Origin of the sequence: Salinimicrobium terrae DSM 17865 (assembly GCF_000424665.1) — a bacterium.
GTDB classification, from domain to species: domain Bacteria; phylum Bacteroidota; class Bacteroidia; order Flavobacteriales; family Flavobacteriaceae; genus Salinimicrobium; species Salinimicrobium terrae.
This window is the reverse complement of sequence record NZ_KE384221.1, coordinates 135,160-159,629: the sequence shown is the minus strand read 5'-3', so window position 1 is coordinate 159,629 and position 24,470 is coordinate 135,160. Positions and strand designations below refer to the sequence as shown.

Below are 24,470 nucleotides of genomic sequence, written 5' to 3'. Positions count from 1 at the left end.
TTAATTTTTAGTCTGATTGTTTCGATTGTTTCCGAAATATATGTTCACCCCGGCTCCTATTAAAAAATAATGATCATCTCTCTTGCCATTTACTCTGAAGTCAAGTTCATCTGAAAAAACAAAATTATGTTCTCCAAAGATCTTTAGACCAATCCCCGGGCTTACCAAATATTCCAGTCCGCCGCCATAATGTGCCTTAAAAAATCCTGTCGAAATGTCCGCCGGAGCATCAGAAGCCATTGAAAATATATAACCCGGTCCTGCATACAGATAAGGATTTAATTTATCAAAAGGAAGTACGTTATACTTTAGGTCCACCCCGGCACCAATGAAATTTTCGTTAAAAGAATTATTATTTCTAAGTGAGAAAAATTCTGCCGAAGATCTTATGGAAAAAAAGGAGGACAATGGAAAATCAAACTCTAATCCTGCCATATATCCCGGAGGTTTTTCGGAGTAGTCCCCGCTTAGAATAGAGACTCCGCTATTGATCCCCAAATAACCGCTTGCATTTCTTTCAACATAATTTCTATTGTATAAACGAGAAAGATCTGCTGAGGCCTCCTCCACCATATAGTTATCCAGTAAACCTTCAGCAAGAGTTTCATCTTCAGGTTCCCAAAGTTCCTCTTCAATTCCTTCGATAATAAGATTTTCAACTGCTTTTTCTATCGCCTCCTTTACGGCAAGCTGCACAGGTTCATTTCGGGTAAATCCTACTTCGGCCTCGAGTAGTCGTTGAAAATTCACATACCGATAAAGATTTGCATCTACTGCCTGAGAAAGAATAGTTTTGCTCACGTATACATTTTTGAGGATCTTCCCGCTTGAAGTAGAAACAGCTCTTAAATAGATGGTAATTCGGTCTTGGCGGTATTGTGTACTACCTCCTACTCCAAAATACCTGGCACCCATTCCTCCGGTAATTATGTTATAATCATATGAAATAATTCCCCCTTCCAGTAAGACCCCCGCATATAAAAGTGGAGGTACCTGCGGCTGATTTTCGTTACCGGCCTGGTATTCCTGTCTCGTGGATCTAATGATATTCCTTTCATTTAGCAGGTTACCTATATTCTCCCGCTCAATAGCTGTAAACCATTTGGAATCTTCCAGGGCTTCAATGAGAATAGCAGTCGCACCTTGGGTTACGGCAGTACTAAAGGTGCTTCCAACCTCAGATGCTTTATACTGGCCTGTGAGATCGCGGAAATTATAAACTCCTACAACTATAGGTTCCTTTGGGGGTGGTAAAGCCCGGAGTCGTTCTGTTACAGGAGAGATTTCTCCGTGGCGGGCTTCAGTAAAATCTATGGGTTGATTAAAATATGTGCCGCAAGAGATGGACAATAATATGCACCCTCCTGCAGCAATTCTACTTAAATATTTCATGAAATCTAGGTAAATTAATTTGGGATGATTATTTGGGTTTGTTCACCAGTGACTGTATCCAGAATGTTTATTACAAGTCCTTCATTTGATGGATATATATCTACCGCAAGACTTCCAAAAGTATAGGTGCCTGGTTCAAGGTCTCCGCTACCAAATTGCTCTGTAAACAACCTCCTGCTCACCTGGCCCAAAAGTTGAGAATTGAGGCTTTGGGTAAAGCGATCCAGCTCCGACAATTGTTCACGGGAAGAGGCATTAGGGTCTTTAAAAGAATTCTGTGCCTGTGCAGATGCCAATAACCATTGTGAGTTATATGGATTTCCACCAAAGGCGGGATTTTTAGGGGTATAGACCAAATCCTGAGCAAAGGAACTAAGGCCTACAAAAACAAATGCCAAAAAAAATAAAATTTTCATTATAGTAGATTGGGTTAGTACTTAGTATTGTATTCATTTCGGTTTTCAAGATATTCCAGGTATCGGTTTACTTGCCGAAGTGCTTCATTTGCCTGCTCTTTTAAAAAGTCTAGACGTGGTCGTGCGAAGAATTGGTAAACTACCCGGTCTTCTACCTTTACAATTATTCTTGTGGTACGTCCAAAACTTATAGTTTCATCTACATGAATCATCTTATTGCTTTTAGATGCGCTAAGGCTATATTGTTGATAAAAAAAATCATAGAAATCTCTTCCTGGTTTGGTTTTAGTATTTTCAGTAACAAATCCTGTAAGTTCGATCCCTTCGTTTTCCTTTTGGTAAGAAGCGGTGTTTTCTGAACTCTGTTGTTCCTCATTTTTTTCATTGTAAACTTGTCTCGCAGTTCCGATTACTTTTTCATCAAGATCATAAAGTAGTAGAAGAATTATTGTCTGTTGGGTAGGATTTACAGAAACAGATGTTGTGGAAAGTTCCTTGGTTTCGTTAGATCCCAGGGTGAACCTTCCTTCCTGAGAATTCCTTGAGGAATTCTTGTTTTCGTCTGAAGTTATTACTGCCAGCTCATATCTTAAACTGAAATTACCTTCTGTTTTATTGGTGGCCACACCAGTCACTTCGAGAAGGTCATCCTTAGTATCATCAATTTTTAGAACCGCCTCCACTTCTGCATTAAAATTCTGTCCTATAACTATACTATAAAACAGAAAAACCGGTAGGAATAACCAGTGCTTTAAATTAGTAATATTTGAAGAGTTTAAATTCATTTAAAATTCCTGACAATAATGGTCTGAGACTCCCCAGTCATCTCAAATTTAAGATTGTTACCAATAGAATTAGACCCATATCTTTCGAAATGATGGCCGTTGCCATTCTGGGTAAGGTCAAGGTTTATTTCCTGAGTTGGATCATTTGCAAAATCTAAAGAATAATTCTGGTGTCCGGTTTGAGTAATATTTCCGGTGGTAGATTTCGACATTACCTCCATCAAAATTGTATTTTGATTGCCGTGTTGATTTATATTAAGATTATTTTTTTCTGAAACAACTTTAGCCTCCACCACATTGTAGCTTCCAATTTGTTCAATAAATACCTGATGACCGGTTGAAGGTTGAGCCAAAGCAGCTTTTCCCAAGTCAAAATTCTCCTGCACCATAGCAAGTAAAAAATTCTCTTTTTCAACATTTCTAGGTTCTGACATGCCCGATGTGCCCTGCGAATAAGACGCACTGGTTAAAAGTATAATAAATAAAAAAATAAACTTTTTCATACTATTTCTTTTCGGTCAAAAAAAATTTTTGAAAGATATAAAGGCATCCGGGTGGATGCCCTTATCCTTATAATTGGTTAGTTACTTATTGAGCGGATATATTTGCATTTATATCATTTCCCACCCCTATTTGCTCCACAAAAACCTGGTTATTCGATTGCAAACTTTCCTTCACCTCGACAAGACCTATGGTCGGAGCTGGAATGGCAACAAAATTGTCAAATTCTTTTTTGTCATTTTGAAAAAGATCATCTCCTGTATTAATAAGACTTTGAGAAAATCCATCAATACCAACAAGTAGAAATATGAAATAAAGGTTTTTCAATATTTTCATTATTCTAATATTTAATAGTAAAAGTAGGCGCTGATTTTTTTCAGCGCCCACTTTTTTAAAAGATTTCTTATATAAAACAGGATTATTGGCTTACAGTTGAAGTATTTCCGTTTCCAATCTGATCTACCGTGCTCACATGACTGTTCCCTGTTTGATTAACAGTACTCATGTTATTATCGCCATACTGATTTACAAAACTATCATTAAAGTCTCCTGTCTGATACACTGTTGAATTATTACCTGAACCTACTAAATGAGCTCCGGTCGGACCTCCTTGGAACACTTCAGACATATTAGAATTACCGGACTGATCAACTAACGAAATATTAGCACCACTTTGGTCTACTGTACTTATGTTCGAATCTCCTATTTGAAAAACTGTTGAATTGCTAGCGCCAATTTGATTGACCGTGCTCTCATTTAAATCCCCTGTTTGTTCTACATAAGAATATCCGTCAGATCCTATTCCCTGGTCAACAGAACTCGTGTTATCATCTCCAGTTTGATATACCTCGGACCAATCATTATTACCTCTCTGTTCTACATAGGAATCATTACGGTCTCCAATCTGCTCTACATGACTATCGTGAAGCCAAACTGGACGTTGCAGAACAGTAGAAATATTATCTGAACCTTCTTGTAATATATAGCTATTACTATTCTTACCAGTCTGAGTAACATAAGCTTCGTTACTGTTTCCAAGTCTTTGATATACCTCGGAAGTATTACTTGGTGAACCAGATTGCGTCACCTCTGCAATATGATCATCCCCTGATTGTTCAACATCACTATCATGGTTCGTACCTGATTGTACCACAGCTGCTGAGTTACCACTACCGTTTTGGTCTACATCACTGTCATTGTTTTGTGCAAATCCAATTGCCCCAATTATTAGCGCTGCTGCGCTTAAAAAAACTTTCTTCATAATAAAATAATTTCTGGTTAATTAATAAAGGTTTATTTTAAATTGTTAATAAAATCCGAACATATTTGTCCACGGTAAAGACATTGCATTACCACTTATAGGTTACTTAAATTGTGGGGGATATTTTAAACTCTGAAAAAAGAATTTATTGCTTCAGACGTAGGGCTGGCTAAAAGGACCTTCTCTATCTAACAATGAAGCTAATGTACTAAAAAAGAAATCTGTCGCAACAGCCTGAAAATTAAATCGATAAACTACAATACCCACTTTTAGGTACTGTTATTTCGGATTGACCATTTTCACAAGAAATCCATAAAAAGTTAAAATTACGTTAACTACCAATGAAAGAATCTTTATTAAGAAAATTCTTACCTTAAAAGTGTCTAAATTCATAAAATTTAGCATAAAAAGGGGAATATTTCCACACTTTTCAATTGAGAACAATGATATTTTATGGATGCCAAAAAAATTCGTGGCCGAAAGGAGAATGCATGGATTGCTTCTTTTTAGAACCTCAATAGCCGAAAATCAGTCCAGTTCTTAAAAAGTTCTGAACAAGCTCATTTTTCCGGAAAGACAAAAAAACCGCAGCTTTCGCTGCGGATTTTCTGCTATAAGTGACCCCGGAGGGGCTACTTATTAGTTTACTACAATTTATCGTACTTTAGGTTTTTCACGTGCTAATACCCGTATACATGGGCATCATAAGCATATATAGTAAATATAATTTGAAAAAATATTAAGCATAACTAAGTTAAATTCAAAAAAGGGCGGTACATTGGGCGGTACAAATTAACAGCATAGAAATGGGATCTGTCAAATTAAAACTTCGCCAAGGAACAGGAACTTCACAAAACATTTACATTCATTTTAATTACGGCAGAAAAAAGCAGTATCGGTACGCAACCGGGTTCAGTATAAAAAAGGCTGCACACTGGGACAAACAGAACAATGCAGTTAAAAATGTTCTAGCGGAACCCGATAGCAGTAATATTAATGCTGATCTAGCCGAACTTCTAACCTTTTCCCGACAAATGTTGAGAGATTTAGAGAAGGGAGATATTCCCTTCGATAATAGGATCATCAAGGAGCGGCTCATCAAATGGAATAGCAAGAATGGAGGGAAGCAAGAAGTAAAGTATTTGACAGATCACTACAAGTGGTTCGTAGAGTACTACAAAAGCAAGCCTCGGCCGAGTACCGGCAGACCTCTTGCTGAGAGCACGTTAAAGCCATATAAGAACACTCTCCGCATCCTTAAAGACTATGAGAAACATTTAGGTGGGAGGTTAGCCTTCCAGCATATAAACCTTCCTTTTCATTCTGAATTTATTCAATGGCTACAGGATAAAGAATACACGGATAATTATATAGGGACCCAAATTAAAAATATAAAAACGGTCATGCACGATGCTGTTGAAAGAGGGCTCCACAAAAATCTGGACTATCAGAAATCAGCTTTTACCAAACCAAAAGAAGAGGTAAACCATATCTACCTTACAATGTCTGAAATTAAACGTATTAAGGAAATTAATTATTCCAAACAATTACATTTAGATGTTGCCAGGGATCTTTTTGTCATTGCGGCGGTTACAGGTTTAAGAGTCTCCGACTATAAAAGCTTATCTACCTCGAACATCAAATCCTATAAAGGAATTAGATTTTTGGAAGTTAAAACGCAGAAGACTGGTAAGATTGTCCACATTCCCCTTCATCCCTACATTCAAGAAATACTGGAAAAGCGAAATGGTCAATTTCCGATGATGATCCCTGAGCAAAAAATTAATGAAGCTTTAAAGAGTATAGGAAGGAAGGCTAAGCTGAATGACGAAGTTGTTATTGAACGCACTGAAGGAGGCTCTCGAACTAGGACAACTTTTAAAAAGCACCAACTTTTGACCAATCACACCGCCAGACGGAGCTTCTGTACAAATGCTTATAAGGCGGACATGCCTGTAATTGATATTATGGCTATCAGTGGCCATACTTCAGAGAAAGTATTCTACAGCTATATAAAAGCTTCCCCGATGGAGCGATTAGAGAAGATCTCCAAACATGTTTTTTTTAGTTGATTACGGACCAAATAGTGAAAGAATCCTTATTACTTAGATGTCTTTTCTGGTTGATATGTTCTTATTTAAAAGTATTCAATTGACATTTTAAAAGCTCCCGAACCATGTTCAGGTTAAAACTCTGAGAAATAAATCTCACCAAAGGCTAAACCTCGGACTTAGAAAGGTATCATCACGTTCCAGATAATTCAGCCATCAATATTTTATTCTAAAAATGTGTGACTATGTCTCTAGCTTTTTAAGGCTTACACAATTAAAAACATGAAAAGCTTAGAGAATTTTCAATTCTTATCTTCAAATGATCGATAGCTCTCTGGCCAAGGTTTGTTTAAAAGCACTCCTTCAACGACGTAGGGATAGATATCCTGCAAAGTCTTAAATGACAAATCATTCTGCCGCCGACAAATCAAAGATCGGTTAATTGCAGTGAGATCTTTGTATCCGGCAGCTGCTATCAGCTCTTTTACTCCTTCTATGGTGTGTTTGTGAAAGTTGGCCACCTTCACCTTTTTGTCTTCTACTACCAGGCCTTTATTTAATGAGGGGTTGAGCGTAGTGACTCCGGTCGGGCATTTATTAGTGTTGCATTTCAGTGCCTGCACGCATCCGAGAGACAGCATCATGGCACGTGCGGAGTAACAACCGTCGGCTCCCAGTGCCAGCATTCGAACCACATCGAAGGAGGAGAGAACTTTGCCACTGGCCAATAGCCTTATATCCTTTTTAAAACCGAAACCGGTTAGGGTGTCATAAGCAAAGGGTAGACTGTCGAAAACATGCATACCAGCCCAGTGGATAAAATCATAGTTTGCGGCACCGGTCCCACCCTCCGAACTGTCTATAGTAATGAAATCGGGCATTATTCTGGTTTCCAGAATTGCTTCACAGATATCAATAAATTCTTTGGGTTTTCCAAGACAGAGTTTAAAACCTACCGGCTTTCCACCACTTAGCTCGCGCAGTTTTTGAATAAATTTGAGCATCTCATTATCCCCCGAAAACTCGGGATGTGCGGGCGGGGAAAAAACATCCTTATGCGGTTCAATGTTCCGGAAGCGGGCGATCTCTTCCGTATTTTTTCCTGCCGGAAGTAGTCCACCCATTCCCGGTTTGGCGCCCTGGGAAATTTTCAGCTCGATCATCTTTACCTGCTCTTCCCTAGCTTTGTCCCTGAAAGCTTCCGGATCAAAACTCCCGTCGTCATTCCGGCAGCCGAAGTAAGCCGTGCCGATTTGCCAGATAAGATCCCCTTCAAATGACCTGTGGTAATCTGTCAATCCGCCTTCACCTGTATTGTGGGCAAATCCGCCCAAATGTGCTCCAGCGTTTAGAGCACGAACGGCATTTGGTCCCAGGGAGCCATAACTCATTGCAGAAATATTCAAAATGCTGGAAGAGTAAGGATGGCTACATTGCGGACCGCCCACAACGAAACGCAGATCTCCTTCGATCTGGTCGACAGGGTTATTGGAATGCATCAGCCATTCATGGCCCCGTTTGCGATGGTCAAATTCACTGCCATAAGGCTGACTCATCAATTCTTCACTAGCCCGACTGTAAGCAATACGCCTCTGTATCCAGTTAAATGGGCGTCCCTCCCGGCTGTTTTCAATCGCTGCCTGCTGTATCACATGACGCTCTTCAGTTATGAATTCTTTAAAATGTCCGAAAAGCGGGAAATTGCGCATTACATTGTTCTTGCTTTGCAGCATATCGTACAGGCCAATCAGGATAGGCAGCCCAATTAATAAAAGTAACCACCAGAAGACCGGATAGTATAACCCAAGTACGACAAAAACTAATACAAGACAGAGGGATACCGTTTTAAATCCTTTTCGCATAATTTGCAGTTTATTGGGACATGACTTTAGTGTTGATGCCCACCACTGTGTTCTTGCTTGAGATACTTCCCCTGCGGACCCACTCCCTCGATATAAACCAACTGTGAGCCCAAATGCCCCGCCTTGGAAATGACAAAGACGGTTGCAATCAGGGTGATAAGAATAAGCCATTCCATCCATCGCTTGCCCCGAAAAAAGAAAAAGGCGACTCCCTTTAAAGCCAAGGCGACGGAACTTAGCCCTACAGTCCAGTAGGCATAAAATTCATGGGCTTCAAAAATTTTTTGAGTCTGTTCCGGCAAATCGGCAACGTGGGGATGGAAAACATAGGCGGCGAGTAGAGCACCAAGCCAACCCAGCCCAAGCACAATAAGAGTGGCAACATCCATTCCCTCTTTATATAAGAAAAAAGTGAGTATTTGGAATAGGAAGGCAACTATTAACAACACCACCGGGAAATGAACGAATAGCATGTGAAGGTTCGGAAAAGCATCAAAGGGAGCTGCTATGTCCTCCTGAGCGTCTGTTTCATTTAGAAGCGCCAGCTCAAGAGCCAGGCTGGCCGTAGATACTGAATTTATTGTAATCCAATGTACGCTGTCAGTCCTATTTTTTTGAAATCCATCAGAAGCGTGAATGGGAAGAATTCCAGGGCTGAAGAATAGCAATAGAGTAAATAGTGCCGTTTTTGTAGACAAAAATGTTCTCATACTCATAATTGATCAATTTTATTTGTTGAAAATCACTTATCCTGTTCTTACTAAAACCTATGCAGTGGTTATTCCTGTTACTCCTCCAGTAATAGCCACTTCACCTTCTATGTATTCTCCTAATGGCGCAAATTGACGGTGAGAAGATTTAACTTTTCAAAATAGAGATTGTTATTAAATTTCACCTTGTGTCAAGTTACCAAAGGATTGTAGGGACTGATAAATTGAGCTGTTATTCTTTTCTTAAAAAAGCAAAGGTTCTGATTTGTTTTCTTACCAGATAGCTAATAGTAAACAGCAAGAGGTGATGATGATGATAATGATTTGGAATGAGCCTGTTCTAGTGAGTTCTTGACTTTATAGAGCCCGTCAAGATGCGGGCTTTTGCGAATCAAAGAACCAAAAGCAGGAGTACAAAATCTTGCTCGACTGTTCCTGTCCCGTTCTGGGGATTTGGACTTAATAAAAGACCCCACCTATAATGGCAACTACCATGAGTAAAAGCAAAAACCAGAACAGCAGACCAAATGCTGCAGCTGTTCCTGCCGCGCCTGAAGTCATTCTGGTTTTAGTATCCGGCTCATAATCCACGGTTTTATCTGTTCTTTCTGAATCGCCGGAAGGACTGGCGAGGGCTATAAGCAGTCCAAAGACAAAAACCCAAAAGAATACAGATAACCATCCATAGCCCCAAAATTCTGGCCCCGCCGGAGTAAGCCAGAGTCTTCCTGCCCAGGAAGCTAAAACAAGAAATAGAAGAAAAACCCAGAACGCATTCCAGGGGCCACGTTTTTTAAATCCGTAAAATAAAACTATACCAATAAAAAGAGCAATAAAAAATCCAATTACAAATTCAAGTAATACCATAACATTTGCTTTAACGGTTAAAAATGGTGTTAGTCTTTTAAAGGTAACATTATTATCCAAAACAAGATCGGTGCTTTCTACTACCATGATTTTTAAACATTAGAAATTTCCACATTATTGGCAACCGCATTAACAATGTCACTGATTTTGCAACCATAGTCTTCACCTTGCTGGTTGAGCAGGAAGTTTCAAAAATTCAAGCCCCTAAGATCAGGAAAGAATTACCAGCGCTTTGAATGATGCCGTTATAAAACATGTCATTGATTTCAGAGAGGAATCAGATTTTTTCTCCAATTTAATTATTAAGTAAACTTTTCTTCTATTATAATTTATTATTGTAACGGGAAATATGTTAAAGAAAAATTTAGCAGCAAAAAAAAGGATAACCATTATGAATGGCTATCCCTTGGAATTTATTATTTCAAAGCTTTTAAACGTCGAGGTAATAAAGTTTAAAACTATTCCACTCATATCGGCTTAAAACTCCGTTGTCGTTAGTATCCCAGTTATTAAACACATATTCAGCGAGCTCATGCTCACTAATGTAGTTGTCGTTATCTAAATCAATATCGGTAAAGTACTCAGTATCATAAATCACGTCGTAATACTCTTCATACTGAATTAAACCATCATCATTTATATCTATAAAACCGACTTCTTCATTTACTAAATAGTCATCATAGAAATAATTGTACCCTATGAGCCATTCCTCATCAGATAGAAAACCATCCTTATCTGTATCGAGACCCGCAAAAGATTCTCTGAAGAAACCTTCTTCTATTACCCCCTGGGGATCGGCTCCTTCAGCCCAAGCAGAAAAATACTCATCTGTGAACTTATCAACAAATTCTTCTTTTTCAATAAGAAAATCATCATCCTGATCCCAGTTGTCAAAATCCTGTTGTGCGAATACACCTGTTGAAAAGACAACAAGAAAGCTGCTTAAAATTAATTTTAAGTTGTTCATAATATTAGATTTTTTTATTAATTATACTTCCTTTAATTTAAGAAATTAACCTATAAAAATAGCCTGTTCTTACTCGTTTAACGCTCTTTTAACCCGGCTTGTTAAGTGATATTAGAAATTTACCACAAGGTATAATCGATTAGCTCCGAAAACGAATTAAGTGTCCATGCCTCTGTGGACCCGGACGAACTATGAATTAAAATTTTCTGGGTAAATATCGCATAGGAAAAGCCGCCTCATTTTAAAAAACGAGACGGCTTTTTTCTATTCATCATTTTGATGCTTTTACCAAAAAGTCACATAATCTATGTAGTTGATAAACTCATCTTCGTCGATGAAATCGTCGTCATCGAGATCCCAATCATTGAAAAGTCCTTCATCCCATTCAGTGTAGGCTACTAGACTATCATCATCAACATCATAGATCTCGAACCATTGAGAATCGGCGAATGTATCGAACCATTCAGTTTCTTCAATAAATCCGTCACCATCTACGTCGTAGGCTGCAAAGTCGTCGTCGATATATGCAGAGTACATGCTGTCATAACCTATAAGCCATTCGTCTTCATCTATGAAATCGTCGTCATCGGCATCGGTAATATAAAAAGTGGTAGTATAAAATTCATCAGCGGTTAAAAAACCATCATCGTCAACGTCCCAAACATCAAAGTTATTTTGATAGGTATTTGGAACCTCATTCTCGTCCAGCATCCCGTCATTATCTTCATCAAAGCTACTAAAACTACCTTCCATAATAACGGTTATAGTCTGAGTAACGAGAAGATCGTCATCGTCGGTAATAGGTTCGTCATCAATATCCCATTCTCCGAAAATGCCATCGTCATCTTCAGCATAAAGTTTTAGCACGATCTCATCTCCATTTGGTTCGAGATTGGCATCGTCGTGGAGCAAAAGACTAAGGTCAGTATGTACACCTTCATCAATGAATAAAGGACCAGCAATAAAATTATCACTGCTTATTTCATCGCTGTGTACCGCGGCCAACCAGCTATCCTGGGTTACAGTTACATTCTGTACCATTATGATGTCACCGGAAACGATTTGATCCATGGCAGTAATAGTTCCTGTAAAGTTATCATCTTCCAGTAATCCATCGTCATCATCGCTACAGCTGTTTAAGCTAAATGCAAGAAGTAACAACCCAAGATACAATTGGTGTTTTGTAATTTTCTTTAGTAAATCTGTCATAGTGTGGGTTTTAATTTATAATTATTGTAAAGTGGTAATATTTAGTGGTTTAGTGCAAGTTTTTATCGCTAATTTAACGGCAATGTTAAGCCCTTGTAAAGGAATGAATGAATTAACCACCATATCTTAAAGTTTGGGAAAGGGAGAAGAGTGCTTGTAACCAAAGAAAAAAAGCTGTCCGAAAATGATATTTTCAGGCAGCTCTTTCTTAATTTAAAAATTTTAATCTTTTGTTGGAAATGTAAGCCTGACTTGAAAAATCCAAACTCTACTGCCCAACATCTTTCCGGGATTACTTACCAGGTGTCATAATAGACAGTATAGGCATTATATTCGTCCTCATCCCAATATCCGTCGTCATCTTCATCCCAAAGTCCAAAGAGGCCATCATCCCATTCATCATTGTCAACAAGACCGTCATCGTCTAAATCATAGTCGTTGAACCAGTCGGAGTCACTCCATCCTTCGTACCATTCATCTTCATCAAGAAATCCATCGTCGTCAAGATCATAATCTCCAAAATCTCCGACGGCAGCATAATCTCCATAAAGATTGGTATAACCCTCATTCCACTCATCTTCATCAATAAGATCATCGTCATCCGTATCTACCCAGCCATAGTAGGTAGTATAGAATTCATTGTCGTCCAGATAAGTGTCATCATCGACATCCCAGACGGTCCAATCTTCGTCGTAGGCCTCACCAAATTCATCCGAGTCCCATAATCCATCATCGTCAAGATCATAGTCTTCGAAGCCGTTTATCACGACTTCATCATCAATCGGTTCTATCTCGGTGTCATATTCAGGGATCGGCTCAGCTTCTTCGACGTTATCGCGACAAGCAATGAAGGAAGAACTAAGGGTAAATAGAAAAGTAAATAATAAAATTAATTTTTTCATAATTAAAATATTTATTGGTTTGGTTTCCACCAAATTAATTGAATCTTCTGCCTTCTTGAAATTTCGACTGCTAAAAATTTCACAAATAGAGGTCTCTCATACCCAGGGTGAATACCGTTGCACGGCAGTAAGTCTTCTGGTGGCGTTTTGAAACTTGTGGTTTAGTCTCACCTTTATTAGCCGTCGCCCTTGTTGGAAGTTGCCACAGAAGTATTTTTACAGCAAAAAGAACAAGAAAAAAAGAAGAAGCCGCTTAAAAAATTTAAACGGCCTCTTCTAATATTGTTTCTATCGACAATTACCAGGTATCATAGTAGGTATTATAGGCAGTGTACTCATTTTCATCCCAAAACGCATCATCGTCTTCATCCCAAATATCGAAGATACCATCATCCCACTCATCGTTATCAACAAGACCATCATCGTCTAAATCATAGTCGTTGAACCAGTCTGAGTCATTCCATCCTTCGAACCACTCATCGTCATCAATAAATCCGTCATTGTCAATATCATAGACTCCGAAATCTCCCACAGCACCATAGTCACCGTAAAGGTTGTTGTAGCCTTCGTTCCACTCATCCTCATCAATCAGATCATCGTCGTCCGCATCTACCCATCCATAGTAGGTATCATAAAATTCGTCATCATCCAAATAACCGTCTGCATCGGCATCCCAGGTGGTCCAGTTTTCATCGTAGGCTTCTCCGAATTCATCCGAGTCCCATAATCCATCGTCATCAAGATCATAGTCTGCATAGTCTGTCGCCTTGCAGGATAAAAATGAAGAACTCACTGTGAATAGAAAAGCAAGTAGTAAAATTAACTTTTTCATAATAAAATATTTAATGGTTTGGTTTGCACCAATTTAACTTAATCCTGAGCCTCCTTAAAATTTAGATTGCCAAACATTTCACAACAGAGGTAATCTCATACTCGAGTTTATAAACCTGAATAGACCTAAACTCCAATAAATATCCGGTGGTATCCTGAAATTGGCAGTTTAATCTCCCCTATAGGTCACCATAGTTCTTGTCGAAAAAGTTTTCATGTAATTCTGATAGGTTTCCAGACTCTGCTGGTCTTCTTTTATACATGAACTTAGGAAAACTGAAAGATCCAGACAGTCAAAATTGATAGGCACATAGTCCATGCCTACCAATATTTCGGCTACTATTCTTCTCTTGTCATAAAATATCTCCACATTTCTGGCTTCAAAGTAATGGGTAATAAGGCTCTTATGAAAATCTTTATATTTTACACTGCCGTCTGTACACCCTTCGCAAGTTGAACGAATAAAATGCTTCAATTCTTCAACTTTTTCATTTTTAAAAATCCTGTTCTTCATCTCCCGCATCATTTACTCAAAGATATTTTTTTTTAATTTTTTACATGGTATTAAACAATTGATTAATAAATGTTTAACCTATAAAGTGATTTTTTCATAAAATAAAATCTTCTTGCTCATTTTATGCTTTTGGACCCCATATAACTCTCTTTTAAACCGGAAAAAACTAGAGTGATTATTAACGATGCCAATAAAAACATGGATGGTATAATAGTGATAAGTGAAGACCTCAATATCGATATTTTTGATATTGTTGCAGATGGTCTGGATTTAGCTACTGACTTGGAAATTGAAAACTAAGAACTTAGATGTGCTGTACTTCAGGTGGAAGAACTCAAAACTTGTATTTCAATTGAAATGAGATAAGTATAGTAAAAGACCACCTAAAACAGGTGGTCTTTTCTTTGTAGCGTCCGATAACAGTAGAATCGAATTTGTAAGGTAATCTCAAGTAGGAACTTCAAATTCAAGGTCTTTTTTGAGGATGAGCCAAGTGTGAATAGAAAAAGCTACGATACTTCAAGAATATCCTATTTTATTCTGTTTTCCTCCCATTGAAAAATTAGTAAGCGGTCATCGGAGGTTTTGGCGGTTGTCCTGTAGTGTTGTGGTATATACATTAGAATTGTTTCCCTTGGATTTCGTAATTGGGAAAAGAGCTTGTTTCCAGAAATTCCGAGGCATTTCCTCATCTCCTGTATATCCCAGTTCAATAGCTTCTCCTTTTGCGGGCACATGGGCAGTTTTAAATAAATAATCCCATACACTAAGAGATATCCCAAAGTTTACCCCATTCTTTCTGGAGTTAGGCAATTCTTTGGCGTGATGCCAGGTGTGCATCTGCGGGTTGTTGAATACATATTTTAAAGGACCTAAAGGAACCTGAATGTTGGAATGGTTGAAATGGCCAATACCCAAGGCTATTACATAAACCAGAAAAAATTCTTGAATCCCAAACCCTATCATGGCAAGAGGAATATACTCAAGAGTTCGGTATACCACTGTCTCCAGTGGGTGAAAACGTAGATGAGTAGCAAAGTTCATTTCCTTTGCTGAATGGTGAACCTTATGAAATTCCCAAAGAAAAGGGATCCTATGTAATAGTCGATGGATGTTCCAGTGCAGAAAATCACGCAATACAAAAAGTGTTAGCAACTGCGCCCAAATAGGCCAAGAATCAATTTGTATGGCCGCAAGATTTGAAACCCCAAGTGAGCCAAGGGTGCTATTAAAAGCCTCTACAAAAATGTTTGACAGTGCGTAATATCCAATAAGCGAAAACAGAAATACGTTGAAAAACATATAAAAGATGTCTAACCAAAAATCCTGTTTAAATAAACGTTGCTGTTTTTTCCATGGACGTAAGGCTTCTAATAGGATAAAAAACAGAGAGATTCCCATCAGCCAGTATAAGAAGTTATTCCATGCGGGTTTGGTCAGTTCCTGGTAAACATAAAATCCATAGTCCCAGTATGAATTCAGGACTATTTCTATAATTTCATTTTTTTCCATTCTCCGTAACTGGTTCAGGTTCAAATATGGAAAGAGAACTAATATGTAAAATATCAGCTCTCATTGCACCTCTCTCTCAAATATTTCTTTATCAAATTACAAGCCATAACACCTGCGAATTAAAAATTATTAAAAAAACCACGCTCTTGCGTGGCTCATCACTACTTCAAATTAAAATTATTAAGCAGCGAATTTTTTGCAAGCTTCTTCACATTCTTTGCATATTTTCATGCAGGCCATGCATTCTTGTTCCTCATCCGTGTGATGACCACATGCATTAGCACATTCACCACATATTTCCGCACATTCCTTTGCAAGATGTTTCGCATGCTTTGAATTTGAAGCAACAAAACTCATTGTCGTATAGCAGATTTTAGCGCAATCCCTGCACAATCTTATTACTCGTGCAAGGTCCTCCATGTTTTTGTTTTCCAGTGATGCGTCAAAGCAAGTTTCACATTCGGTTGCACATTCTGCCAATGTTTGTAGCAGCTCCTTGTTTCTTTGTCCCATTTCCATAATTATTCAGTTTAATTTTGTATAAATCAGTCAATTGACCTGAAGTTAAGAAACAGTTTAGCACAATGCAAACCAGCAACTATAACTTTCTCACAAAATTATTGATGGACCCAAAAGTTACATCAAGCTAAATAATAATGGACAATTCTATCTTGGGGGAAAGGTTTGAGTCTTTTCTTTTTTCTAAAGATTGATGAAAGTTATCTTCAGCAAAAGAAAAACCCTTAAGAAAAGTGTAGAGGGAATTACTTTACCTAAGGGTTGGGTATCAAAAACCTTCACAAGAATATTTAAAAATCTAAAGCATACAGTTAATCATATAGTCTTTTCGTTCAAGGTTCTAATAAATAAGATGAATGGTAATAAGAAGGCCACTCAATAGAGTGGTTTTTTTATCCTCAAACAGAAAGAAGTTGCACTCCAAAAAGAGTTAGTGCAAACCGAACGTTAATTTTTTCCAGCCTACAATCGTCCTACATTTTTTTTCTTTGTTGCTTTTCATTCTCTTTGTAGGTCAAAAAACATCTGTTGTTTACTCATTTAAGATTTTATTTAATATATTTAAGAATACTTTGCAGGTTTTGTAAGTAACTTAATTACTACAACTACAAAATAATCTATATGTATTGGTTATGTCAGGTGCCCCCGTCTGTCCTTCTCAGTCTAACCTACAAACTTATGGACAAGATGTTTATTCCTGACAGGGACAGAAAAGTTTCTTTTTATAAGACCTGTAATTCGGTTTTTAGAATTATATTGATATTGGGTGTAATTGCTTTTATTTTATACGGTATCTTGTTTTACTAAACACCATCAGAAAAATCCCTCCCTATTGGTATTCCCAAGTTCATAAAGGTGCTTGTGTTCCTTTAGGAGAGGGTCCAACAATTCATTGAGCCCTCTTGAGGGGCTCTTTGTTGTTTTGGGACCCAGGCTTGTAGTTTCCCTGAGTCACCTCAAAATCCTTCATAAGCCTCATCACGAGCATCTGGCCAGTGTCGAGGTCCATGAGGTATTGCTTTACATAGTCTTGTATTTTTATTATCGTAAAATTTTCTTATTTTAAGTAAAAATCCGAGTAAACTTAATATAAATAAAAATGAAATATCTGAGACTAAGAATCACAAGTATAGTTTATGTACTATTGTTTGCCTTTCTTTTATCCGCCTGTGAAAACGATGCACAGGAAATAGACCTTAAACAAAATGAAGTACAGAGGTCTGCTGTTTATGACCAGATTCTGGATGATGAGGAATTATTTACTGAATTCATAAATAGAATGCATCAAAATGACCAGGCAGTGAACCTTATGGTCTCACACCGTGATATGATGCAGCAAATGTACAATCAAGAACATATGGAAATGATGATGCAGGAACATCCGAATATGATGGGCGCCATGATGCAGCACATGATGTCTGCTATGCAGCAGGATAACACCATGATGCGTCAGAATCCGCAAATACGTCAGCAAATGATGCAGAACATGATGAACATGATGGACCAGGATTCGGTTATGTACAATGAAATGGAACAAAGAATGCAACACCACCACATGGGAGGTCCTGACAGGATGAATTAAAATAGTTTTAATGACTTCTTAAACCCCTCGATGAACTGGACTGTTCGTTATCTTGTTATATTAAACACCACCAGCAAAATCCCTCCCTATAGGTTTTTCCAAGTCCGTAAGGTACTTGTATCCTTTAGGAGAGGGTCAAACAATCATTGAGCCCCCTTTGGGCTCTTTGTTGTTTTCGGGATACCTTATTTGAGACAGTGAACATTCCCCATTTTGTAGGGCTTTGAGGTTTCACAATGGCTCATCTTTAATCTGTAAGTGAATCATTTTTTTAACAGATGATAGGCTAGTGACAAAGTGTTAAAACCTTTGCTGTCCAAATTTTTTAACAGATGCTTTTTAATGAATTATGGTGATCACTAATTTATTTTACTTCATTTAATCTCGGTTTGTGCACCTTTAATCTAAAAAAAACAAGGAAACCGTGCAAATTAACAGAAAAATGGGAGGCTTAGAATTTTTGAGAAGCTACTTTAGTAGAAACATTTCCCTAAAGTGAACACAATGCTTTTTATAGGATTAGGTTTTGCCATTATTGCTTTTTGTGCATTTCTTCTTATAGGTTTTTATCCATTTTTCCTTGTTCGGAAAGGAAAACAAAAAGTGCAAAAAGGAAAGGAATAGAAATTTCTTTTTGTAATGCTGCTGAGTGGAACTTACTGAAGATCCATTATCAAATAGAGAAAATCTGATGAGTCATTTGCAGCCAGACAATAAAAGCAGTGAGAGCTGCAAATAAAATAATCCTGAAGACCAGGACAATGCCTTAAAGAAAAAGGAACTTCTTACCTCCTGATTTTGATCGCTTTTCTGTGACATAATAAACATTTAAATAAGGAAGTGTAGCTGCTAAATATCAATTCCTTATAGTTAAAAAAATCTTCAATCTACAGTAGAAACCGGCTTTTCCAGAGGTGACGTACTAAAACTTTATCAAATTTTTTAATGTGGTGTATAAGGCGTTCTATTTCCCCAGTTAAACGGGTCCTCAAATCTTCGAATTTGCTTAAAACATACTAAAAACAACCTGTAAAAAACCTTGTGCAACGGCATCAACGGGTTGCCAAACGGTTAAACATGTTAAATATAATCTAAGTGACTATATGTCATCATGATAGGCATTGATATTGATAACTTCTATAAAAAAGAAGTTCTTGGGAACACTGTTATACATAGGTTTGGCATATGGAGTTGTAGCTTTAAGCACAATACTGCTCCTACATTTCTATGCAGACAAGAAGTCTTACTCAGCCATTAAATTAAAAATCTTGAATATGCTGCGGAAAAAGAAAAAAAGATAACCCGCAAATTATAGCCTATACTTTATCGGGAACCAGTTCTACATAATTTTTCCCTTCATGATGCTGCCCGGCAGCAAAAAGAATGAAACTAGGCTATCAAACAATCAGAAAATATAACTCAAGTTTGGTAAAGCTAAAGATTGTCATTGTAAGAGAAATTTAAAGCAACTCGTTTTTTCCCGGGACTATTTTTAGCTTTATTTAAAGTTATTGAAAAGGTAGTTCCTTCTTTTTTGTTACTCTTAATTTCAAGACTTCCACTGTGCGCATCTGAGACTGCTTTAACTAAAGCTAGTCCCATTCCATAACTTCTCAGCTCCATAGCCTTATCACCATTGGTCGTGTTCAAGAAGTAAAATATCTCTTTTTGCCTTTCTTCAGAAATTGGTTCCCCTTGGTTGTGAACACGAATAGAAACGGACTCCTGGAAATTTTCTACCAATATAGAAACCGGCTTGTTCCATTCCCCATATTTTACTGCATTGCTTATAAAGTTTTCGAGGACTCTTGTAACCATCATTTTATCAAACACACCTACAACCTCCTCCTCACCACACTCTAATCTGATCTCATTCGAGTAGATCTGGGAAGCCTCCTGGTAGATCGTTGAAACACTCTCTACCAGATTAAATTCAGAAAAATCCATAAATATTCCCTCTCCTGCTTGAAGTGTTATAGAATCTAGCAGTCCCTCAATCAGGTCAAGAGATCTGTTCAAACTACTTTTAGCCATTTTCTTGATAACTTCGAGTCGCTCCTTTCCCTGATCATGCTCTATGGAGCTTATTGCCATATATGCGGCTGAAATAGGATTTCGCATATCATGAGCAAGAATACCAATCAATTTTTGCCGCATCTCTTGTAGAGAATTGCTGAAAGCGCTAACCGAAAAGAGCATGGCATTTTCGAGAGCATATTTTAGCACAATTCCTACTTCTGTGCTGTAAGCATCTTCTTCCATTAAAACTTCAGTCAATATGCGATGAAAAATTATGTATTCTCTTAAGATTTGATCTACTGTATAGCCAGAGGAGGAAGATCTTTGCCGTCCATGCTGGATACAATGCTCATAAACTTCTTCATAATGCTCCTTATCCTTAATAACATCAAAATTTTCTAAGCGATGTATTATTCTATTAATATCATCCATTAAATGAGGTAAATGATCTCTTAGAGCTATTCTGCTAGTAAAATTTGAAGCTTTTATTTCTTTCTTCACTGACTCCTCCCACATATTCAAAACCTTCTCCTTCTGGAGTTTCAATATTTCGGCTGCTTTTCTCATAAATAAATTAGATGGTAGCTAGGTTCTCCAATATAAGAATTTTATCAAAATGTTAAATGGTGATATTTTGCGAAGGAATCTTAAAAAATGGATTAAAAGAGAAAAAGAAGATAATTTTTCTTCTTATAATTTCAGGAGCTAGGGACTAAGCTAATGAAGATAAGCCGCAGCCATCGGGGTTCCTATTATTGTTTTTTATCTTACTGTAGTTAGAAGATCTTCTTAAACAGGTGGTCATTAGAAGTGACAAAAAATATTCATTACAACTTATTTCAAAGGCAAAAAAAAAAGAAATATTGACCATATCTGCATTTCTGACTGGTTAAGCGAAAAAAAGAAAGTTGAAGTAGGGACCTGGAATCAGTTCTCAGAGGATGGTTTTACATATTCAGATCACAATGGAACCTATGTTGACTTTTACTAAAAGGGATCCTATTAAAGCCCTTTTTGAAGCTCACGGTTGCAACCGTACATTGTTTTCTTTAAACAGTTGAATTTAAACGAATTACATATTAAAATGCGATCTATTTTAAATTAAATCAACGGCTCAGCAACGGCTCCAGCAACCGTCCAGCAACCGTTCAGCAACCGCTTAGGCAACGGCAATCCATTTACGGTTGCAACCGTTGGGCAACGGCTTCTACTTCTTAATTTTGGATAAATCTCTGCCAGGAGATAATATTTCTTCGAACATTAAACTAAATTCATGAAAAGAGTCAATAACATAACCTCTTTCCATTATCCGGAATCAAAATATGACTCTGAAAAAGCACATATTTTACGGTGAATCTTTCCTATAAAATCCTTTTGCTATTCAGAAGCTAACTTACTTTTACTTAATTAATTCATACTTGCCTTATTCCCTCCCTACAGGAACAATTTAGAGGTTATTAACCTGCAAAATCCTTGATATTTTCAACCGTTACCGTTGCACGACTACTTTAAACCTTAAAGTGTTGAAAATAAAGTAACTTAATTTTACAGCAATGAGAAATCAACGGCAATGCAACGGCCATAGCAACGGCAACGCAACGGCGATGCAACGGTGCCGTTGATGACAAATTAAAAGGAAATTCTATTTCTTAAAAAAATCTTAACTTTATTGCAGTTAATCTGTCTTAACAACAATCACCAAAAAGAATAACCTACCATATAAATGGCAAAAGCAGATATTGATTTTGAAAAAGAACTCTGGGATGCGGCGAACGAATTGCGCGGCGCGGTATCTGAGAATAACTATAAAAACTACATCCTTCCCCTTGTTTTCGTAAAGCACCTTAGCGAGCGCTATGAGGTGGTGCGGGAGGAATTGAAGGAACAGCTAAATGATCCGGAATCTGATTATTACACTACAGATAAGGAGGAGATGAATTATGTTCTAGAAGACCGGGATGAATACCGTTCCCGAAATACTTTTAAAATTCCCAAAACCGCTTCCTGGCAATATTTAAAGGACAATGCAGAGCAGGATGATATCAAGGTGAAGGTTGATGATGCCTTTGATGTGATCCAGGAACTTTTAACGGGGTATAACCCCCAGCTGGTGAATATTTTGCCGCGGATCTTTGTGCGGAGTGAACTATCTCCCAAACAAACCGGCGGAATCATCAACCTCCTCTCCCACCCCAAATTTTCTGAAAAGGAAAATCCCGAAAGCGATATTCTGGGCCGTATCTATGAATATTATATTGGCCGATTTGCAATGGCCGAAGGCTCGGGTGCGGGGCAGTTCTTTACGCCCGGAAGTATTGTAAGGCTGCTGGTGGAACTATTGGAGCCTTACAAAGGCCGTATCTTCGATCCGGCTTGTGGGAGTGGTGGGATGTTTGTGCAGAGTTTGAAGTTCATCAAAGAACACGGCGGAAACAAAAAAGACATCGCGATCTACGGACAGGAAATGACCGCTCAAACCTTGCGATTATGCCTGATGAACCTGATGCTGCGCGACCTTTCTTTTGATATTAAACTGGGGAATTCTTTGCTCGATGACAAGTTCCCAAACCTCAAAGCCGACTATATCATTGCCAATCCGCCATTTAATCTGAGCAATTGGCATCCGGAGGATCTGCCCGATGGCGATCCCCGGTTATTTGGTCCCAAAGAAGAATTCACTACAGATGGCAGCGCCAATTATATGTGGATGCAAACCTTCTGGCACCACCTGAGCGACACCGGAACTGCCGGAATTGTAATGGCAAATGGCGCGATGACCTCCAACAACAAGGGAGAAAAAAACGTGCGGCAGCATATGGTAGACAATTCTATGATAGATGCCATCGTGCGCCTGCCCGATAAGCTGTTCCTCACCACCGGGATCCCCGCCTGCCTTTTCATCCTGAGCAAGAATCGCGACGGAAAAGACGGCACCCACCGCGAGCGCAACAACGAGATCCTGTTCCTGGACGCTTCTAAAATGGGCACAATGGTCAGCAGAAAACTGCGGGTTTTTAGTGATGATGATATTAATAAAATTGCTGAAACCTACCACAAGTGGAGAAACCGAGACGGAAATTACGAAAATGTTGAAGGGTTCTGTAAAGCGACCGCTTTGGAGGAAGTACAAAAGCAGGATTACAAACTCACCCCTGGAATCTATGTTGGGACAGAAGCCGAAGAAGACGACGGGATTCCTTTTGAAGAAAAAATGGAAGGGCTCAAAGCGCAGTTACTGGAACAGTTTGAAAAAGGGGAAAAATTGAAGGAAAAGATTAAAGCGAATTTTGACAAAACATTTTAAAAAACAAAAAAGTGGCCTTAAAAACACAATGACAAAAACGATTGAAAGACTGGCTTGGGTGTTCCTCATCTTAGGAATTACAACTTTAATATTCTTCCTAAGAAAAAGCTCAATCGATGGATTTGAAGTATTTACAAAAAACGATACCGATTATACAACAACCGGTCAATTCGGTGATTTTGTAGGAGGTGTAATTGGTACCTTTTTCGCATTAGCAGGTACATTACTAATCTATTTATCTTTTAGTGCTCAAACAAAAGAGAATAAAAGAAACGCCTTCGAATCATCATTTTTTGAAATGATGAGAATTTATAGGGAAAACATAAATGAACTTAGATATCGAAAGTACAAACTTGATGACTACATTGTTTATGAAAATAGACAGGTAATTCGTGAAATTTTCAATGAGTTTATTGAATGTTACCGAGAAGTCAGGAAATTTTCTAACTCAACTAAGACTGAAGATTACCTAAATCCAAAATATGCCGAGAAGTTAAAAAAAGTTGTTAAGGACATTAATCCCAAAATCAGTTTAATTGAATTAGCTAGGATCGATATTGCTTATTCTATCGTATTCTATGGACTTGGCGTTGAGGGAGAATCTGTTATCAGGAAGAACATTAGAAAAAAATATAACTCCGTCTATTATTATAAGCTGTTGTATTGGATGAAAATGAAACCCAAAAAATCCAATAAGGATCGATATAATAATTGGAAAAAGTCAAGAGATTTCCCACTTAAAGATTTACATAAACTTGTTGATGAATTATATGCGAACAGAAACCATTTAGGAAAAACTGATGGATTCTCAGAATTAGCTAAAGACTTTAAAATGGATCTTGATTATGAAAAATATTATGGAGGTCATCAGTTCCGACTGGGGCATTTCTTTCGACATTTATTTCAAAGTTATAAGTACTTAAATAATCATATGGATTTGACTGAAAATGAAAAATATGCTTATGGAAAAATGTATCGTGCCCAGCTTTCTACTTATGAGCAAGCATTACTTTTTATAAATAGTATTTCTTCCATAGGTATGAAATGGGAATTTACACCAGAAAAACAAACTGACGCTAACATTAAAACCAATCTAATTACTACATACAATCTAATAAAGAATTTACCTGGTGAACATCTATTTGGAATTAGATATAAAACATACTACAAAAACGTTGAATACGAATCTCTTGAACAATTGAAATAACTTTTGCTAACCTTATATAAAAACAATGTTCAAAACTATCTCAAATCGAAATTTCGTGC

The 24,470-nt window shown here is 37.7% G+C and carries 22 protein-coding genes; 5 read left to right on the top strand and 17 right to left on the bottom strand.

Annotated elements, in window-relative coordinates:
- From H148_RS0113040 to H148_RS0113015, 6 genes are all read right to left on the bottom strand, one after another.
- Window positions 1–1,392, bottom strand: coding sequence for a CsgG/HfaB family protein (locus H148_RS0113040; protein WP_029035194.1), 1,392 nt, complete (start codon window positions 1,390–1,392; stop codon window positions 1–3).
- Between the two features lie 14 nt (window positions 1,393–1,406).
- On the bottom strand, window positions 1,407–1,808 hold the full coding sequence (locus H148_RS0113035; protein WP_029035193.1) for a curli production assembly/transport component CsgF: 402 nt from the start codon (window positions 1,806–1,808) through the stop codon (window positions 1,407–1,409).
- A gap of 14 nt (window positions 1,809–1,822) precedes the next feature.
- On the bottom strand, window positions 1,823–2,593 hold the full coding sequence (gene csgH / locus H148_RS0113030) for a curli-like amyloid fiber formation chaperone CsgH (RefSeq protein WP_029035192.1): 771 nt from the start codon (window positions 2,591–2,593) through the stop codon (window positions 1,823–1,825).
- Window positions 2,590–3,096, bottom strand: coding sequence for a hypothetical protein (locus H148_RS0113025; RefSeq protein ID WP_029035191.1), 507 nt, complete (start codon window positions 3,094–3,096; stop codon window positions 2,590–2,592). Before H148_RS0113025 ends, csgH begins: the two co-directional genes overlap by 4 nt.
- 85 nt (window positions 3,097–3,181) lie before the next feature.
- Window positions 3,182–3,430: a hypothetical protein gene (locus tag H148_RS0113020; RefSeq protein WP_029035190.1), complete on the bottom strand. Its 249-nt coding sequence runs from the start codon at window positions 3,428–3,430 to the stop codon at window positions 3,182–3,184.
- A gap of 82 nt (window positions 3,431–3,512) precedes the next feature.
- Window positions 3,513–4,355 (bottom strand): hypothetical protein, encoded by an 843-nt coding sequence (locus H148_RS0113015; protein ID WP_029035189.1) that lies wholly within the window; start codon window positions 4,353–4,355, stop codon window positions 3,513–3,515.
- Window positions 4,356–5,161: 806 nt separating this feature from the next.
- Between H148_RS0113015 and H148_RS18385 the strand changes: the two genes are divergently transcribed.
- Entirely contained in the window at window positions 5,162–6,427 is a 1,266-nt protein-coding gene (locus H148_RS18385; protein WP_051286458.1) for a site-specific integrase, read from the top strand.
- 281 nt (window positions 6,428–6,708) lie between these two features.
- On the opposite strand, the gene H148_RS17905 is transcribed toward H148_RS18385, so the two are convergent.
- The 8 genes from H148_RS17905 to H148_RS0112960 form a co-directional block, all read right to left on the bottom strand.
- Window positions 6,709–8,268 carry an FMN-binding glutamate synthase family protein gene (locus tag H148_RS17905; RefSeq protein ID WP_037325223.1) on the bottom strand — a complete coding sequence of 520 codons (1,560 nt, stop codon included), beginning with the start codon at window positions 8,266–8,268 and terminating at the stop codon, window positions 6,709–6,711.
- A 26-nt stretch (window positions 8,269–8,294) separates the two neighbouring features.
- Window positions 8,295–8,978, bottom strand: coding sequence for a DUF2231 domain-containing protein (locus tag H148_RS17900; RefSeq protein ID WP_211222991.1), 684 nt, complete (start codon window positions 8,976–8,978; stop codon window positions 8,295–8,297).
- Between the two features lie 459 nt (window positions 8,979–9,437).
- A complete protein-coding gene (locus H148_RS0112990) occupies window positions 9,438–9,932 on the bottom strand; it encodes a hypothetical protein (RefSeq protein ID WP_029035188.1) in 495 nt (164 codons plus the stop codon).
- A 343-nt stretch (window positions 9,933–10,275) separates the two neighbouring features.
- A complete protein-coding gene (locus tag H148_RS0112980) occupies window positions 10,276–10,812 on the bottom strand; it encodes an EF-hand domain-containing protein (protein ID WP_029035186.1) in 537 nt (178 codons plus the stop codon).
- 285 nt (window positions 10,813–11,097) lie between these two features.
- Window positions 11,098–12,021 carry a DUF7282 domain-containing protein gene (locus H148_RS0112975; protein WP_029035185.1) on the bottom strand — a complete coding sequence of 308 codons (924 nt, stop codon included), beginning with the start codon at window positions 12,019–12,021 and terminating at the stop codon, window positions 11,098–11,100.
- A 296-nt stretch (window positions 12,022–12,317) separates the two neighbouring features.
- A complete protein-coding gene (locus H148_RS17895; RefSeq protein ID WP_037325222.1) occupies window positions 12,318–12,923 on the bottom strand; it encodes a hypothetical protein in 606 nt (201 codons plus the stop codon).
- Between the two features lie 298 nt (window positions 12,924–13,221).
- Window positions 13,222–13,755: an EF-hand domain-containing protein gene (locus H148_RS17890; protein ID WP_051286454.1), complete on the bottom strand. Its 534-nt coding sequence runs from the start codon at window positions 13,753–13,755 to the stop codon at window positions 13,222–13,224.
- 168 nt (window positions 13,756–13,923) lie between these two features.
- Window positions 13,924–14,268, bottom strand: coding sequence for a hypothetical protein (locus H148_RS0112960; RefSeq protein ID WP_156877257.1), 345 nt, complete (start codon window positions 14,266–14,268; stop codon window positions 13,924–13,926).
- Window positions 14,269–14,439: 171 nt separating this feature from the next.
- On the opposite strand from H148_RS0112960, the gene H148_RS18955 reads away from it, so the two are divergent.
- Window positions 14,440–14,568: a hypothetical protein gene (locus H148_RS18955; protein ID WP_281169121.1), complete on the top strand. Its 129-nt coding sequence runs from the start codon at window positions 14,440–14,442 to the stop codon at window positions 14,566–14,568.
- A gap of 273 nt (window positions 14,569–14,841) precedes the next feature.
- On the opposite strand, the gene H148_RS0112950 is transcribed toward H148_RS18955, so the two are convergent.
- On the bottom strand, window positions 14,842–15,780 hold the full coding sequence (locus H148_RS0112950) for a sterol desaturase family protein (protein WP_029035183.1): 939 nt from the start codon (window positions 15,778–15,780) through the stop codon (window positions 14,842–14,844).
- 180 nt (window positions 15,781–15,960) lie between these two features.
- Window positions 15,961–16,299 (bottom strand): four-helix bundle copper-binding protein, encoded by a 339-nt coding sequence (locus H148_RS0112945; RefSeq protein ID WP_211222990.1) that lies wholly within the window; start codon window positions 16,297–16,299, stop codon window positions 15,961–15,963.
- Window positions 16,300–17,398: 1,099 nt separating this feature from the next.
- Between H148_RS0112945 and H148_RS0112935 the strand changes: the two genes are divergently transcribed.
- Window positions 17,399–17,881 carry a hypothetical protein gene (locus H148_RS0112935; protein ID WP_029035180.1) on the top strand — a complete coding sequence of 161 codons (483 nt, stop codon included), beginning with the start codon at window positions 17,399–17,401 and terminating at the stop codon, window positions 17,879–17,881.
- 1,434 nt (window positions 17,882–19,315) lie between these two features.
- Here the strand turns inward: H148_RS0112935 and H148_RS0112925 are convergent.
- On the bottom strand, window positions 19,316–20,467 hold the full coding sequence (locus H148_RS0112925) for a sensor histidine kinase (RefSeq protein ID WP_029035179.1): 1,152 nt from the start codon (window positions 20,465–20,467) through the stop codon (window positions 19,316–19,318).
- A 1,156-nt stretch (window positions 20,468–21,623) separates the two neighbouring features.
- On the opposite strand from H148_RS0112925, the gene H148_RS0112915 reads away from it, so the two are divergent.
- Window positions 21,624–23,204, top strand: coding sequence for a type I restriction-modification system subunit M (locus H148_RS0112915; RefSeq protein WP_029035178.1), 1,581 nt, complete (start codon window positions 21,624–21,626; stop codon window positions 23,202–23,204).
- A gap of 28 nt (window positions 23,205–23,232) precedes the next feature.
- Window positions 23,233–24,411: a putative phage abortive infection protein gene (locus H148_RS0112910; protein WP_029035177.1), complete on the top strand. Its 1,179-nt coding sequence runs from the start codon at window positions 23,233–23,235 to the stop codon at window positions 24,409–24,411.
- Window positions 24,412–24,470 lie beyond the last annotated feature (59 nt).